The following is a 16,421-nucleotide window of genomic DNA, read 5'->3' as shown; positions in this document are numbered from 1 at the left end:
GACAGCGACCCTGAATTGGGACGATCTGCGGATCTTCCTGGAGCTTGCCCGCACCGGCAGCCTGTCGGCGGCGGCGCGCGCGCTTCGGATCAGCCACGCGACGGTCGGGCGCCGGGTCGCCGCACTGGAGGAGGGGCTGGGCCGCTGTCTGGTGGATCGGCGGGCCGACGGTTACAGCCTGACTGCCGACGGCGAGGCGGTCTTGGCGCTGGCCGACGGGATGGACGAGCGGGCGCTGGCCATCCTGCGCCAGGTGTCGAGCCAGGGCGGGCGGGAGGCCGGGCTGACCGGCACCGTCCGGCTGACCACCACCCCGGCGTTGGCCGACCGTTTCCTGATGCCGCGGCTGGGGCCGTTCCGTGCCCGCCATCCGGGAATCGACCTGGAGGTGACGGTGGACAACCGCTCGCTCAGTCTCGCGCGGCGGGAGGCCGACATCGCCATCCGGCTCGCCCGGCCGCAGCGCGGCGACCTGATCGCGCGGCGGCTCGCCACCATGGGCTACGGCCTGTTCGCCGCCGCCGGGGCGCCCGACGCGGTGGTCGGCTACGACGAGGCGCTGGCCGAGCTGCCGGAGGCGGTCTGGCTGGCCCGTTACATGGCCGGGCGCCGCGTCGCCTTCCGCTCCAACAGCCTGCAGACCCAGCTCGCGGCGGCGAAGGCGGGATTCGGGGTGGCGCTGCTGCCCCTGTGGCTGGCGGCGGGGGAACCAGACCTGCTGCCGGTGCCCTGCGATGCCCCGCCGCTGGAGCGTGAAGCGTGGCTGGTTCTGCACCCGGACCTGCGCGACGTGCCGCGGGTGCGGGCGGTGATCGAGCATCTGGTCGCGCTGTTCACGGCGGAGTTCGCCACCGACCCGGTGCCGGCACGCTGACCTGCCGGCGACGCAAGGGGCGGTGGCTGAGGTGCGGCGCGCGGAGGCAGACGACGGAACCGGCGTTGTGCATGCTTGGCCTTCTCTTCGCACTCCGGCCGCGTTGATCAAACACTGGTGAGCGACGGAGCCGTGTCCTGTTCCGAGCCGCCTGTCGGAAAATGCGACATATTGTTGCGTTGTGACAACCTTTCACAATGTTTGACGGCGACACTCTGTCGATTGAACAAGCAATATGCCTTCTGATAGATAGAAGTTTGTAGGCAATCTATCTATTGTATAACAACCTCAACGAGAATGCGATAGGCCGGTTGCCCTAAGCGATGGAAACAGCAAGGGCGCAAACATGGACACGACCAACCTCTTCGCTTCCACCGTCACCCGGTCGATTCTGCATCCTGCCGATCCCACCGCCGACGGCGGGCGCAAGGAGGCCGTGTTCATCGATACCGGCCTTGCCGACTGGCAGACGCTCGCGGCGGGCGTGGCAGCCGGGATCGAGGTCGTGCTCCTGGACGGCTCGGTGGACGGGCTGGCCCAGATGGCGGCTTGGGCGGCGGGGCGGTCGGGTTATGACGCCATCCATGTGCTGAGCCACGGCGCCGCTGGGCAGGTCCGGCTGGGCGCGCTCCTGCTCGACACCGCCGCCGTGGCGGACCGCTCCGCCGAACTGGCCGCGCTCGGCGGCGCGCTGGCGGACGAGGGCGACCTTCTGTTCTACGGCTGCGATGTGGCGAGCGGAGACGGCACGTCCTTCATCGCCGCCTTGGCCGAAGCGACCGGAGCCGATGTCGCCGCCTCCACCGATCGGACGGGCAGCTTCGCCATCGGGGCGAACTGGACCCTGGAAGCCGGAATCGGAAGCCTGGAAGCCTCGCCCCTGGCGTTTCAAAGCTATGCCTATGCACTGGACACCCTCACCGGCGGCGCCAACAACGACACGCTGACCGGCACCGCCGGCAACGACGTGATCAACGGCAACGACGGCAACGACAGCCTTCTCGGCGGCGACGGCGCCGACACCATCAACGGCGGTAACGGCAACGACACCATCATCGGCGGCGACGGCAACGACAGCCTGATGGGTGGCAATGGGAACGACAGCCTGGACGGTGGCGCGGGCGACGACAAGTTGTACGGCGAGGTCGGCGACGACACCGTGAACGGAGGTGACGGCAACGACAGCATCGTGGGCGGCGCCGGCAACGACGTGCTCAACGGCGAAGCCGGCAACGACACGATCCAGGGCGGTGACGGCGATGACACAATCCAGGGCGGCGATGGAAACGACACCATCGTCGGCGGAGCTGGAAACGATTCCATCGTCGGCGGAGCCGGGAACGACATCATCGGCTACACCAGCGGCTCCGAACTCGGCGCCGGCGAAGTCATCGACACCGGAGACGGCAACGACTTCATCCGCTTCTACAGCACGACGCTTGGCGACACGCTGGTTCTTCCCGGCACCCTGACGGATTCGAACAACACCCTCACCGTTGCCATCACGGGCGGATACAGCAGTCAGACCACCACCACGGGGCTGAAAATCGACGCGTCCGCCGTGACGCTCTCGGGCGGCCTCACGATGAATGGCGGCGGCGGGGCCGACGTGCTCACCGGCACGGCGCAGGGCGACTCGCTCAAAGGCGGCAACGGCGACGACACGCTCAACGGCGGGGCCGGCAACGACACCCTGAACGGCGAGGCCGGAACCGACGTGCTCGACGGCGGCGCCGGGGACGACGTTTTCCTCGACCCCAACGGCGACATCATCAAGACGCTGGAAAGCGGCGATGTCATCCGGCTGACCGGCGGCGCCGTCAAGGCCTTCTCCTCCAGCCATCTGCAATACGACAGCGGCACCAAGACGCTGACGGTGGACTGGGACAAGAACGGCACCTTCGGTGGAGGGAGCGATGTCGTCATCACCTTCACCAACGCGCCGAGCCTGACGACCTTCTCGGTCACCGACAACGGCTCCTTCGCCGACATCCGGATGGGGGTCGCCCAGACCGGTCCGACCGTCACGGACGGGAACATCGCCATCTCCGGCGGTACCGGCACCGGTGGCGCGTACAAGATCGGCGACACCGTCACCGCGACCTGGAACAACACGGCGCAGGGCGACAACAACACCGCCGCCGTCACCGGCGTGACGATGGACTTCAGCCAGTTCGGCGGCGGTTCGGCGGTCGCCACGACCAACGACAACGGCGTGTGGACCGCGATCTACACCATCACGGCCGGCTCCATCGACGCCACCAACCGCAATGTGTCGGTCACCGCGACCACGGCCTCGGGCAGCACCACCCAAGCCGACGGCACCAACGCCACGGTGGACAATGTGGCGCCCACGCTGACGCTGGGCAACATGGCGGGCCAGGCGTCGCTGGTCGGCACGAACAGCACGCTGCGCATCGGCAGCACGGTGACGGCGATCTGGGACAACAGCGGCAGCGGCGACGGAAGCGACAACACCGACACGATCGCCAGCGTGACAGCGGATTTCAGCCAGTATGGCGGCGGTTCCGCGGTTGCCATGACGAACAGCGGCGGCGTGTGGCGGGCGACCTACACCATCGCCGCCGGCAGCCTCGACACCACTGGCCGCAACGTCGCGATCACGGTCACCGACAACGCCGGCAACAGCAAGACGCTGACCGACACCGCCAACCACAAGCTGGACAACGTGGCGCCCACGGTGACCGACGCCAACATCGCCATCTCCGGCGGTTCCGGCACCGGAGGGGCCTACAGGATCGGCGATACGGTCACGGCGACGTGGGACAACACGCTGAGCGGTGACAACAACACCGACACGCTGGCCGGCGTGACGATGGACTTCAGCCAGTTCGGCGGCGGTTCGGCGGTCGCCGCGACCAACAGCAACGGCGTCTGGACCGCCACCTACACCATCACGGCCGGCTCCATCGACGCCACCAGCCGCAACGTGTCCGTGTCCGTCACCGACAACGCCGGCAACAAGACCACCACCGCCGACGCCGCCAACGCCATCGTGGACAATCAGGCCCCCGCGGTCACCGATCCGGCGATTTCCATCTCCGGCGGGACGGGGACCGGCGGCGCCTACCAGATCGGCGACACCGTCACGATGACGTGGAACAACACGGTCAGCGGCGACAACAACACCGATACGCTGGCCAGCGTCACGGTGGATTTCAGCCAGTTCGGCGGCGGCACCGCGGTCGCGGCGACCAACAGCAACGGCGTGTGGACGGCGACGCACACCATCACGGCGGCACCCGGCGGCACCGCGAATCTCAACGTGTCGGTCACCGCCACCGACAACGCCGGCAACGTGAAGACGACGGCGGACACCACCAACGCGACGATGGACGTCGCCGTGCCTACGGTGACGGACGGGAACATCGCGATCTCCGGCGGCAGCGGCACCGGCGGGGCGTACAAGATCGGCGACACCGTCACCGCGACCTGGAACAACACGGCGCAGGGCGACAACAACACCGGCACCATCTCCGGCGTGACGATGGACTTCAGCCAGTTCGGCGGCGGCACCGCGGTCGCGGCGACCAACAGCAACGGTGTCTGGACGGCGACCTACACCATCACCGGCGGCTCCATCGACGACACGAGCCGCAACGTCTCGGTCTCCGCCTCGCTGGCGGGTGGCGGCACGAAGACGACGGCCGACACGACCAACGCCACGGTCGACAACCAGGCTCCCACGGTGACCGACGGCCACATGTCGGTCTCCGGCGCGACGGGAACCGGCGGCGCCTACAAGATCGGCGACACCGTCACCGCGACCTGGGACGACACGCTCCTCAACGGCGACAACAACACCGACACGCTGGCCAGCGTGACGTTCGATTTCTCCGCCTTCGGCGGCGGCAGCGCGGTGGCCGGCGTCAACAACGGCGGCGTCTGGACGGCGACCCACACCATCACCGGCGGCTCCATCGACGCCACCAACCGCAACGTCTCGGTGACCGTCACCGACGATGCCGGCAACGTGACGACGACGGCGGACACCAGCAACGCCACGGCGGACAACATCGCGCCCACCGTCACCGACGCGAACATTTCGATCTCCGGCGCGACCGGGATCGGCGGGGCGTTCAAGATCGGCGACACCGTCACCGTGGCGTGGAACGGCACCGCCGACGGCAACACGGACACGCTGGCCGGCGTGACGGTGGACTTCAGTCAGTTCGGCGGCGGCACCGCGGTCGCGGCGACCAACAGCAACGGCGTCTGGACGGCGACTTACACGATCGCCAGCGGTTCCATCGACGCCACGGGCCGCAATGTGTCCGTCACCGCCACCGACGACGCGGGCAATAAGAAGACCGGCATCGACAGCAGCAACGCCGTCGTGGACGACCGGGAACCGTGGGCGAGGGACAGCTTCATCGCGATCTCCGGCGGGACCGGAACCGGCGGGGTCTACAAGATCGGCGACACCGTCACCGCGACCTGGAACAACAAGATGGTGGGGGGTGACAACAACACCGACTCCCTGACCAGCGTGACGTTCGATTTCTCCGCCTTCGGCGGCGGCAGCGCTGTCGCGGCGAGCCAGACCGACGACGTCTGGACGGCGACTTACACCATCACGGCCGGCTCCATCGACGCCGCCAACCGCAACGTCTCGATCACCGTGACGGACGACGCCGGCAACACGGCCACGGGGACCGACACGACCAACGCCACGGTGGACAACGTCGGCCCCACCGTCACCGACGCGAATCTGTCGATCTCCGGGGGGACCGGAACCGGCGGCGCTTTCAAGACCGGTGACACGGTCACAGCGACCTGGGACAACACGCTCGCCGGTGACAACAACACCGACACGCTGGCCGGCGTGACGGTGGACTTCAGCCAGTTCGGCGGCGGCTCCGCGGTCACCGCGACCAACAACAACGGAGTCTGGACGGCCACCTACACCATTACCGGCGGTTCCGTCGACGCGACGGACCGGAACGTCTCCGTGACCGTCACCGACGACGCCGGCAACACGACCACGCGGGCCGACACGACCGACGCCACGCTGGACAACCTCGTCCCCACCGTCACCGACGCGAACATCTCGATCTCCGGTGGGACCGGAACCGGCGGTTCTTTCAAGACCGGCGACACGGTCACCGCAATCTGGGACAACACGCTCGCCGGTGACAACAACACCGACACGCTGGCCGGCGTGACGATGGACTTCAGCCAGTTCGGCGGCGGCTCCGCGGTCACGGCGACCAACAGCAACGGCGTCTGGACCGCCACCTACACCATCACCGCGGGCTCCATCGACGCCACAGGCCGAAATGTTTCGGTTTCCGTTACCGATGACGCCGGCAACACGACCACGCGGGCGGACGGCACGAACGCCAGTGTGGACAACGTCGCCCCCACACTGACGGACGCGGCGATTTCCATCTCCGGGGGTTCGGGCCCGGGCGGCGCCTACAAGGCCGGTGACACGGTCACCATGACCTGGGACAACACGCTCGCCGGCGACAACAACACCGACACGCTGGCCGGCGTGACGGTGGACTTCAGCCAGTTCGGCGGCGGCTCCGCGGTCGCGGCGACCAACAGCAACGGCGTGTGGACGGCCACCCACACCATCACCGGCGGTTCGCTGGAGGCGGCCAACCGCAACGTCTCGGTCACCGTGACCGACAATGCGGGCAACGTCACCACGCGGGCGGACACGACCAACGCCACGGTGGACAACGCGCCCCCCGCCGCGCCGGCCATCAGCAGCTTCTCCAGCGACACCGGAAGCTCGTCCAGCGACCACCTGACCAACGACACCACACTGGTGCTGAGCGGCACGGCGGAGGCCAACGCCCTGGTGACCGTCAAGCTGGGGGGGAACTCCATCGGCACGGCGAACGCCAACGGGTCCGGCGCCTGGACCTTCGACTACACCGGCACGGTTCTGCCGGCGGGCACGCACAGCTTCACCGCCACGGCCACCGATGCCGCGGGCAATGTTTCCACGGCCTCCTCGCCCTTCACCGTCACGGTGGACACCGGCGTCCCGTCCGCCACCCTGACGCTGAGCGACACCAGCCTGGACGAGACGAGGAGCGCGACCCTCACCATCACCTTCTCCGAGGCTCCGGTCGGCTTCGCGCTCGACGATCTGTCGGTGAGCGACGCCACCCTGTCCAACCTGACGGTCCAGGCGGGCTCCAATGGGCTGGTCTACACAGCCACCCTGACGCCCAATCTGGACGTGGAGGCGACCGGCCGCACCGTCACGCTCGGCACCGGATGGAGCGATGCGGCGGGCAACGCGCCCGCGGCCACGGCGTCCTCGCCCACCTTCTCCATCGACACGCTGGGTGCGGCAGGCGTCACCGCCACCCCGTCCGGGCTGGTGACCAGCGAGGCCGGCGGCGCCGTCACCGTCGCCATCGTCCTGGCGACCCGCCCGCGCGGCGACGTGACCATTCCGCTGTCCGTCTCAAGGCCCGGCGAGGCGCAGATTTCGGTCAGCAGCCTGACCTTCACCGCGGCCAACTGGGACACCCCGCAGACGGTCACGGTCACCGGCCTGGACGACAGCGTGAACGATGGCGCGCAGGCCTACAACCTCGTGCTCGGCGCGATCGCCAGCACCGACAGCCGCTACGCCGGGCTCGATCCGGCGGACGTGGCGCTGAGCAACGCCGACGACGATCCGCCGTCCATCGCGCTGGCCACGGCCACCCGCGACGACAGCACCACCGGCGACCCCACGGCCCGGCTCACCGGCACCGCCGACGCCGGTTCGAAGGTGGAGGCGTGGCGCGACCTGGACAACGACGGCGTCCTCGATCCGGAGGACACGCTGCTGACCTCGGTCCAGCTCGGGGACGGGGAGACGGCCTTCACGATCGACGTGCCGCTGCCGAGCAACGCGCTGACCGACCTGATCCTGGTGGCGGTGGACGCCGACGGGCACCGCTCCGCTCCGCTCGACGTGACCCAGCGCTTCCGCACGGTGGAGACCGGTTCCGGCACCAACGTCACCAACGAAAGCGGTGTGGACAGCGACGGCAACGAGCGGGTGGACGTCGAGGCAGTGTCGGAACAGGCCGGTGCGTCCGCCGAGGTGGTGCTGACCGACCAGACCGAAGACGACGGCGAGCCCATGCTGACGGCCAGCGTGTCGGCGGGCACCCGGCTGGTTGCCAGCGGCCCGGCGACGCAGCAGAGCAGCCTGGTGGCCGGCCAGACGCTCAGCAGCAGCCTGCTGATGCTCGCCGCCAGTTCCGACGAGACCGAAAAGGCCGCGCTGCAGCAGATCGCCAGCCAAATGCCGGCGGCCACCGGCTCCCTCGGCTCCTCCACGCCGGTCACGGTGCGGCAGATCGTGGTGACCGCCAGTTCCGGCGGCGCGCCGACCGGCCCGGTGACCATCCGCGGCACGGCGGATCAGGGCGATGGAGTCGCGGCGGTCGTGCTGGACACCCGGCAGGCCGCGGGCAGCACCGAAGTCAACCTCGACAACGTGTCGATCGCCGTGGTCCTGGGCGAGGCGCGGATCGGCGGCGGCGAGGGCAACAACGCGGCCTACGGCGACTCCAGCGCCCAGTTCATGCGGATGGGGCCCGGCGACGACACGCTGTCGGGCGGCGGCGGCAACGACACCATCGCCTCGACCACCGGCAACGACCTGCTGTCCGGTGACGACGGCGATGACGTCGTTCATGGTGGCGAGGACAACGACACCGTGATGGGCGGAGCCGGCAACGACACGGTGGGCGGCGGCACCGGCAACGACTATGTGTTCGGCGACACCGGCGACGACATCCTGTTCGGCGAAGACGGCGACGACTGGGTGATCGGCGGTGAGGGCCGGGACATCATGGCCGGCGGTGCCGGCAACGACGTCATGTTCGGTGAGGGCGGCAACGACACTGCCTTCGGTGGCGATGGCGATGACGTCGCGTTCGGCCAGGAGGGCGACGACATCCTGTCGCTGGAGGCCGGCAACGACATTGCGGACGGTGGCGACGGCAACGACACCCTCTTCGGCGGCGACGGCAACGATACCCTCTTCGGCGGGGCCGGTATGGACCGGCTGTCGCTGGAGGCTGGGAACGACATCGCGGACGGTGGCGACGGCAACGACACGCTGTTCGGCGGGGCCGGCAACGACACCCTCTTCGGCGGGGCCGGGGCTGACCTCATCGACGGCGGGGAGGGCGACGACGTGATCTTCCTCATCGACGGGGCCGACACCGTGTGGGGCGGGGCGGGAAGCGACCTCTTCGCGCTCGGCGCCGGGGGCGGCGGATCGGTGGTGATGGACTTCACCGCGGGCACCGACCGGCTCGCCCTGACCGACAGCTCGATCAGCCTCGCCGGCGTGATCGCCTCGGCGCGGGTCGTCGGCGGCAGCACGGTGCTCGACCTGAGCCCCGGCAGCAGCGTCACCATCCAGGGCCAGACCGGGGATGTCGCGCGCTGGTTCGCCTGATCGGGCGGTTGGGCGGCCCCCGCAACCCGGAGGTCGCCCGCCCGTGCCGCCCGTTCCAGTTCACCGAAACGTTGTTGCACCGCGGCAGCGGAGCATCACCGGGAATGCGCCGGCCCGAATACCGTCGGCGACAGGAGGAACCGCTCTCAGCGCTTGCGCTTGCGCCAGGACCAAACCGCGGTGAGCACGGGGACCGACAGTGCTGCCCAGGACACGGCGTCCATGACGCCGTCATCCAGCAGGGCGGTGATCAGCCCGGCGGTGGTGACAAGCGCGATCGCCATGGGAATCCCGAAGATCGCCAGCGGTCGGAAAGGAGCGCGCGGCGTCATTCCGCAGCCTCTCCGGCGGTGACGCGCAGGCCGGAGCCCGGGGCGGCATCATCCCGGGCACGGCCCTGGGCATGGCGGCGGCGGGCGATCCACAGATACAGGCCGCTGCCAAGGATGACGATGGTCAGCAGGTCCAGCACCGCCCACAGGATCTTCATCGGCAGCCCGCCATAGTCGCCGAAATGCAGCGGCTGCGACAACCGCAGCGCCAGCATGTACCAGGGCATGGAGCGCATGTCGGTGAAGGCCCCCGTCTCCGCGTCGATCAGGGCGGGGGTCAGGATCCGGTTGGTGGCCGGCGTGGCTCCCCTCAACCACACCGCGTAATGGTGGTTGCTGGAAAAGCGCACGCCGGGGAAGGCGACGAATTGCGGCCGCATGCCGGGGGCGGCCTCCATGGCGGTGCGGACGGCCGCGTCGACCGAGGCGAAGCGTTCCGGAACCGGCTTGCCCTCATAGGGGGCGATCATCGCCGCAAGCTCGTTGGCGCGCCAATAGGCGACCAGCGGCACGGACAAGGTGTTGACGACGCCGGTCAATCCGACCACCACCACCCACATCAGCGTGACGATGCCCAGCATGTTGTGCAGGTCGAGCCATTTCAGCCTCCCGCCGCGCCCGGCCCGCACCGTGCCGAAGGACAGCTTGCGCATGAAGGGGGCATAGATCACGACCCCCGACAGGGTGGCCAGGAACAGCAGGAAGCCCATGAAGCCGAGGAACAACTCGCCGGGCAGCCCCGCGAACAGGTCCACATGCAGGCGCAGCATCACATGCATGAAACCATCGTCGTCGTTCAGGTCGGCCAGAATCCGCGTGGTGCGCAGGTCGATGGCGGAGATGTGCATCTGCGACACCGGAGGGCGGGCCCCCGGACCGGTGGTGACGTTCACCACCGGCCGGTCCACGTCGAAACTGAGGAACAGCGGGCGCTCGCCGGGGTAGGTGGCCAGCGCCGAGGCCACCGCCTCGTCCAGCGACTTCAAGGGCGTGTCGGCCGGCATGGGTGGAAGCGTGTCCTCCGCCGTCAGTGCCTCGATCTCGTCATGGAAGATCAGCGGCAGGCCGGTCAGGCACAGCAGCAGCATGAAGATCGTGCAGATCAGGCTGGTCCATTTGTGGATCAGAGTCCAAATCCGGATGGTTCGGTTGGTCATCGGAGCCCCCTCATGCCGCCGTCATCGCTTCGCCGGTCGAAAACCCATCCTCAGAAATCCACCGATACCGACAGCTTGGCCGTCAGCGGGCTGCCCTGGCTCAGGTAGCCGCCGGAGGCCGACGCCCAATAGGCCTTGTCGGTCACGTTCTCGACCGCCGCCCGGACGGTGACCGGACGGTTCTGGATGTCGGCGACCATGCGCGCGCCGACGTCGAAGCGGGTCCAGCTGGGAATCTTCAGCGTGTTGGCGGTGTTGAGATATTGCGACCCGGTGTGGATCACGCGCCCGGTCAGCGTCACGGTGGGGAAGGACGCGGGAAGGAAGGGCAGATCCCATTCGACGTTGGCGTTGAACTGGTGGCGCGGCACGCCGACGGCGTCCTTGCCCTCGGTCGCGGCGCTGCCGGTGTCGCTCAGCTCCGGATCGATGAAGGTGGCGCCACCGAGCAGCCGGACGCCCTGCACCGGTTCGCCGTACAGCATCAGTTCGATGCCGCGGTTGCGCTGTTCGCCGGAGACGCTGTAGATGCGGGTGAACGCGTCGGTGACGCCGCTGGGCTGCGTGGTCTGGAACAGCGACAGCGAACCGCCGAAGCTGCCGAAGTCCAGCTTGCCGCCGACCTCGTACTGGACCGACCGGTAGGGCTCGAAGATCTCTCCGGAATTGACCGCCGTGGACGGGGCGGTCGGCCCCTGCGCCAGCCCCTCGATCCGGTTGGCGTAAAGCGACAGCTCCTCGACCGGCTTCACCACCAGCCCGACCACCGGCGTCAGCGCCGACTGGTCGTAGTCGGAGGTGCGGGCGCCGTTGGCCCGGTTGTAGCCGCGAACCTGGATGTTCTGCCGGCGCAGACCGGCGGTGACCATCACCCGGTCGTTCAGGATCGACACGGTGTCCGACACGTAGACGCTGCGCAGCACCGACTCGCTGACCTTCGGCAGATCGCCGACCATGCCGCTGGACGATGTCGTCGCCGGGCGCGGGAAGCCGACCATGTTGTAGAGGTTGATGGCGGAGGTCGTGCCGAACTCGAAGCCGTTGTTGTTGGTCGTCCGCAGCGCGGAGGCTCCGGCGTTCAGCTGGTGCCTGAACGGGCCGGTCTGCAGATCGGCCCGGACGCCGCCCTGGCCGGTGACGGTGTCATCCTCGCGCGGGACGGTCAGGCGCCGGACCGTGCCGGTGCCGTCGGGCCGCGTGATGGTGGGGGAGGCATAGTCGCCGTCCTCGCGCATGCTGCGCAGGCCGAAGGCGCCGTAGGCGGTCAGGTTGGGCAGGAGGTCGTATTCGGCGCGGATCTGGCCGAAGGTGTCGCGCATCCGCGAATAGCTCCAGGGCTGCGCGTAATTCTGCGAGGCCGACGGCACCGCCGGGACGAAGCTGCCGACATAGACCACGGGGCGGCCCTGCTCCACCCGCTGGGTCTGGGTGCCGACGTCGAGCGTCACGCGGGCGCGCTCGCCGCGGTAATCCAGCGCCAGGGAGCCGAGCCTCAGCGTCCGCTCCTCGTCGTCGATGGCGGTGTCGCCGCCGCGGACCGCGGCGTTGGCGCGCACGCCGAACTGGTTGGCGTCGCCGAACCGGCGCCCGACATCGGCCGACAGGCCCAACCGGCTGTCCATGGCGTAGCTGGCGGTCAGCCGGGTCAGCGGTTCGTCCTCCGCCCGCTTGGGAACGAGGTTCACGCCGCCGCCGATGCCGGACCCGCTGGGGGCCGCGCCATTCAGGAAGGCGTTGGCGCCCTTCAGCACCTCCACCCGTTCGAACATGTTGGTGGCGACGATCTGGCGCGGAGCGGTGCCATAGAGGCCGTCGACCGACAGATCCTCCCCCGCCAGCTGGAAGCCGCGGATGACGAAGCTCTCGGAGAAATTGCCGTAGCCGAGACTGCTGCGCACCGCCGGGTCGTTGGCCAGAACGTCGGCGATGGTGTCCGCCTGCTGATTGCGGATGGTTTCGGCGGTGTAGCTGGTGACGGAGAACGGAACGTCCATCGCGTCCTGGTTGCCCAGCGCGCCGATGCGCCCGCCACGCGCCACCTGACCGCCGGCATAGGCCGGAGGCAGGGCGCCGGGACCGGCGCCGCCCCGGCTTCCTTCGACCTGCACCGGATTGAGCAGGACGGCGTCGCCGGCGGCCACGCGCTCGACCGTCACGGTTTCGGCGTTGAGGAAACGGGCGGCCAGCCCGGTGCCGGACAGCAGACGGTTCAACCCCTCGCGCGCGGTCATCGATCCGCTGACGCCGGGAGAATTGACGCCCTGGGTCACAGCGCCGGGGGTCAGCACCTGGATGCGCGTGGCGGTGGAGAAGGCGGCAAGCGCCCCGTCCACCGACTGTGGCGCAATGGCGAAGGTCACCGGGCCGGCCGGGATCGACTGCGCCATCGCCGCAGGGGCGTTGGACAGCAGAAGGCCCGGAACGATCAGCATCGTCGTCGCCAGGAGCCGCCCCAGAAGGCGCCCCATGATCACCCGCCCCAACCGGCCGCCCTGGACGCTGTCCCGGCGTCCGTTCGTCACACCCGTCGCTTCACACTTCACCGATGTCATCGCTCGCCTCTGTCGTCCGGTGAGAGAGCGCGCCGCTTTCTGCGATTGCGTCTCATTCTCTCCTTTCCCGGACATGACGACGGGCACGCGGAGAACCCTGGGAAGTTTTTTCAGGTCCCGCCGATTTTTTTCAGCGGAGCAGGGTCAGGTAGGGGGTGATGCGGGTGGCGCGCACGCCCAGACCGCGCTCCAGCGCGTCGATCACGGCGTCCGGCCGGTCGAGCGCGAAGACGCCGGATACGACTCGCTCCGCCGCTTCGCCGTTCAGCAGGACCACCCGGCCCGGCCATTGCCGGTTCAGGGCCGCGATGACGGAGGCGAGCGACTGCTGGCGGAAGACGATCTGGCCCTGGCGCCACGCGAAGGCGACGGCGGGGTCCACCGCCCGTGGCCCGGTCAGGCCGTGAGGGTCGGCCTCCACGCTCTCGCCGGGGTGCAGGCGGACGCTGTCGGGCCAGGGGGCGTTGCCGTCGGCGTTCCGATGGGCGGCGACCTCCACCAGCCCTTCGCCCACGGTGACCGTCGTGCGGTCGTTCTCGCGCCGGACGCTGAATTGGGTTCCCAGCACACGGGCGGCACCCGCCCCGCCATCGACGACGAAGGGATGGTCGGGGTCGCGCGTGACCTGGAACCACGCCTCGCCGCGCAGAATCCGGACGCGCCGCTCGCCATCTCGATAATCGAGCGCCAGCGCGGTGTCGCCGTTCATATCGACCGTGGAGCCATCCGGCAGCGTCAGGGTCCGGCGCTGTCCGGTCGAGGTCACCTGATCCGCAATGGCATTCTGGTAAAGCGTCGGTCCGCGCCAGACGCCGAGGCCGCCGACCACCAGCAGGATCGTCATCGCCGCGGCAAGGCGCCGCATGCCGGTCGCCGCGGGTCGGCGGGGCGGCGCGATGCGGGACCCGGCATAAGCGGCGCGGGCGGGTTCCTTCAAGTCGTGAAGGAGGGTCTGGAGGCCGGTCCAGGCGTGGGAGTGAGCCGGACTGCGGGCCAGCCATTCGGCAAAGGCAGCGCGTTCCGCCGGCCTGACGTCGTCGGATTGCAGGCGGAAGTGCCACGCGTTGGCTTCCGAGAACAGCCGGTCTTCGTCCGGTCCGCCGTCCGCCGGCTCGCTGCGCTGTCCATCCTGATGATCCATCGCGTCCCGCTGAGCGCTCCTGTTGCCTCGTGTTTGGATAGACGGTCGAGGGCGGCCGATCCCTCAAAGAAAATCACCCGTTGGGACCTTGGCGCTGTCCATCATCGCAGCGGCCGCCGCTTCATGTGCGCGCGGCACTGCTCCAGCGCCGTGCGCAGATGGTACTCCACCGTGCGGGGGGAGATGCCAAGCCGTTCACCAATGGCGCGGTAGGTCAAACCTTCGACATGGTAAAGAAGGAACACGTCACGGGTTTTGGGCGGCAGGGTGTCGATGGCGCCGCGCAGCCGGGCCATGGTCTGGTTCCGCTCCACCACCATGTCGGCACCGGGGCCGGGGGAGGGCAACTCCTCGTCGGGCGGACCGGCCTCACGCAGGCGCTGGCGCTTGGCAACCCGGCAATGGTCCAACGCAACGCGGTCGGCCACCACATACAGCAAACCGGCCGGATTCTGGATCGCCTCGCCATCAGGCAGACGGGCCAGCCTCAGGAAGGCATCCTGTGCGAGATCGCCCGCCGTTTGCGGATCCCCGGTCCGCCGCGCGATGGCGCGCTCCACGCGCAATCGATGCGCATCAAACAACTCCGCGATCTTGCGCGCCCAAGTGCCTACGGGGCCCGTCATCGGGCGCCCCAGGAATGGGTGTCATCGGGCAGCGGTGGGCGGACGGTGTCGGTCACAGATACGCGGAATGACGGATGCGAGGAAACCGGCGCCCGTGGGGCCATCGCCTGGGATGCCGGTCACACCGGTATAGCCGCATCGAACCCGCAATGCGAACTGTTCTTATTATCAAAGGCGCCGTCAACGTGATGGCGGTTTGTCGAGCCGGCGCGGAGTGACCGTGCAGGACCCGATGCGGCTTCGAGTGTCGGGCGCCTGACCTGTTCGGAACGCGCCGGCGCTCCCAGTCGCTATTATACACAATGGGTACGCTAATAATGAAATATTCTATATTTATCGAGTGGATTTCCGATCGTCGTCGATGCGGCATGTTGCAGCCAGTCCTCCGGGCTGTAGACGCGGAGCACATACTCCTTCTCACCGCCGGTGAGCGACGTCATGAGTCCGGGTGTTTCGAACTTCGTCGCGCGGATGCCTCCTTCAGCGGCTTGGCTCAGCAACGTTGGGCCGCGATTGCGGACAAGGGGGCGATGAAGGCCGCCCGATCGCGGCTCCGCGCAAACGCTGCAACAGAACCGTCCGTGCGGCTGCCGCGCGGAGCAAGGCCGGATAAGACCGCGGCCTCGCCGCCCCTGGTGCAAAAGGGGTCGGTGAGAGCGCGGCTTGAAGAAAACTCGCTGCCTGTTCTGATGTGGGGTTGGTGTGTGCTCGCCTCACTCCGGCCGCTGCAGCGCGCGGGTTGCGAACCGCCGCCGCGGGATATGGCGGACCAGACCGAGGGCGATGCCGGTGCCGTGCAGAATCGCGGTGGAAAGCACGAAGCCCAGGCCGTAGAGGATCGGGTCTGCGGTCTGCGGCATCTCGGTGCCATGGGCATGACCATGCAGGACGGCGAAGGCTCCGACGAGGAGCGCGGCGGCGGTGGCCGGCACGCGCTTGTTCACCAGCACCAGCAGCCCGAGCACTGCCACCGAGGCGGCGATCCCGGCTTCGACCGCCGGAAGCTCGATCCCGGCCATGCCGATCCCGGCACCGGCGGACAGCATGGCGATGAAGGCCGCCGGCAGCAGCCAGAGCGCGCGGCCGCCATTCTGCGCCGCCCAGACGCCGACCGCCACCATGGCCAGCAGATGGTCGATGCCGGTCAGCGGGTGGAGGAGCCCCTGAACGAACATCGCGTCGCCGGCATGGCCGGTGTGGGCGGCCGCCGGCAGGGCCAGCGCCATCGAAAGAACGCCGGCGAGGCCGGCGGAAATCAACCGGTTCATAGGAACAGTCTCCTGTTGG

8 protein-coding genes are annotated in these 16,421 nt (G+C 68.8%); 2 read left to right on the top strand and 6 right to left on the bottom strand.

Annotation, left to right across the window (positions count from 1 at the left end):
• Together ACFPMG_RS15790 and ACFPMG_RS15785 are read left to right on the top strand one after the other, a co-directional pair.
• On the top strand, positions 1–874 hold an 874-nt coding region (locus tag ACFPMG_RS15790; RefSeq protein WP_376996061.1), incomplete at its 5' end, for a LysR family transcriptional regulator.
• A gap of 346 nt (positions 875–1,220) precedes the next feature.
• Positions 1,221–9,326 (top strand): DUF4347 domain-containing protein, encoded by an 8,106-nt coding sequence (locus ACFPMG_RS15785; RefSeq protein ID WP_376996059.1) that lies wholly within the window; start codon positions 1,221–1,223, stop codon positions 9,324–9,326.
• A gap of 146 nt (positions 9,327–9,472) precedes the next feature.
• Here ACFPMG_RS15785 and ACFPMG_RS15780 read toward each other — a convergent pair whose 3' ends face one another.
• The 6 genes from ACFPMG_RS15780 to ACFPMG_RS15755 form a co-directional block, all read right to left on the bottom strand.
• A complete protein-coding gene (locus ACFPMG_RS15780; RefSeq protein WP_376996057.1) occupies positions 9,473–9,610 on the bottom strand; it encodes a hypothetical protein in 138 nt (45 codons plus the stop codon).
• 44 nt (positions 9,611–9,654) lie between these two features.
• Complete coding sequence (locus tag ACFPMG_RS15775) at positions 9,655–10,815, bottom strand: PepSY-associated TM helix domain-containing protein (RefSeq protein WP_376996055.1); 1,161 nt, start codon at positions 10,813–10,815, stop codon at positions 9,655–9,657.
• Positions 10,816–10,865: 50 nt separating this feature from the next.
• The gene (locus ACFPMG_RS15770) at positions 10,866–13,337 is read right to left on the bottom strand and encodes a TonB-dependent siderophore receptor (protein ID WP_376996054.1); all 2,472 of its coding nucleotides are present in this window, start codon (positions 13,335–13,337) and stop codon (positions 10,866–10,868) included.
• A 160-nt stretch (positions 13,338–13,497) separates the two neighbouring features.
• Positions 13,498–14,508: a FecR family protein gene (locus ACFPMG_RS15765; RefSeq protein ID WP_376996052.1), complete on the bottom strand. Its 1,011-nt coding sequence runs from the start codon at positions 14,506–14,508 to the stop codon at positions 13,498–13,500.
• A gap of 101 nt (positions 14,509–14,609) precedes the next feature.
• A complete protein-coding gene (locus tag ACFPMG_RS15760; protein ID WP_376996051.1) occupies positions 14,610–15,134 on the bottom strand; it encodes an RNA polymerase sigma factor in 525 nt (174 codons plus the stop codon).
• A gap of 713 nt (positions 15,135–15,847) precedes the next feature.
• Entirely contained in the window at positions 15,848–16,402 is a 555-nt protein-coding gene (locus tag ACFPMG_RS15755; protein ID WP_376996050.1) for a HupE/UreJ family protein, read from the bottom strand.
• Positions 16,403–16,421: the final 19 nt, after the last annotated feature.

The sequence above is a fragment of the Azospirillum himalayense genome (assembly GCF_042657465.1).
Taxonomy (GTDB): Bacteria; Pseudomonadota; Alphaproteobacteria; order Azospirillales; family Azospirillaceae; genus Azospirillum; species Azospirillum himalayense.
Note: the sequence above shows the minus strand (reverse complement) of the source record. Positions and strands in the feature narration are given on the sequence as shown.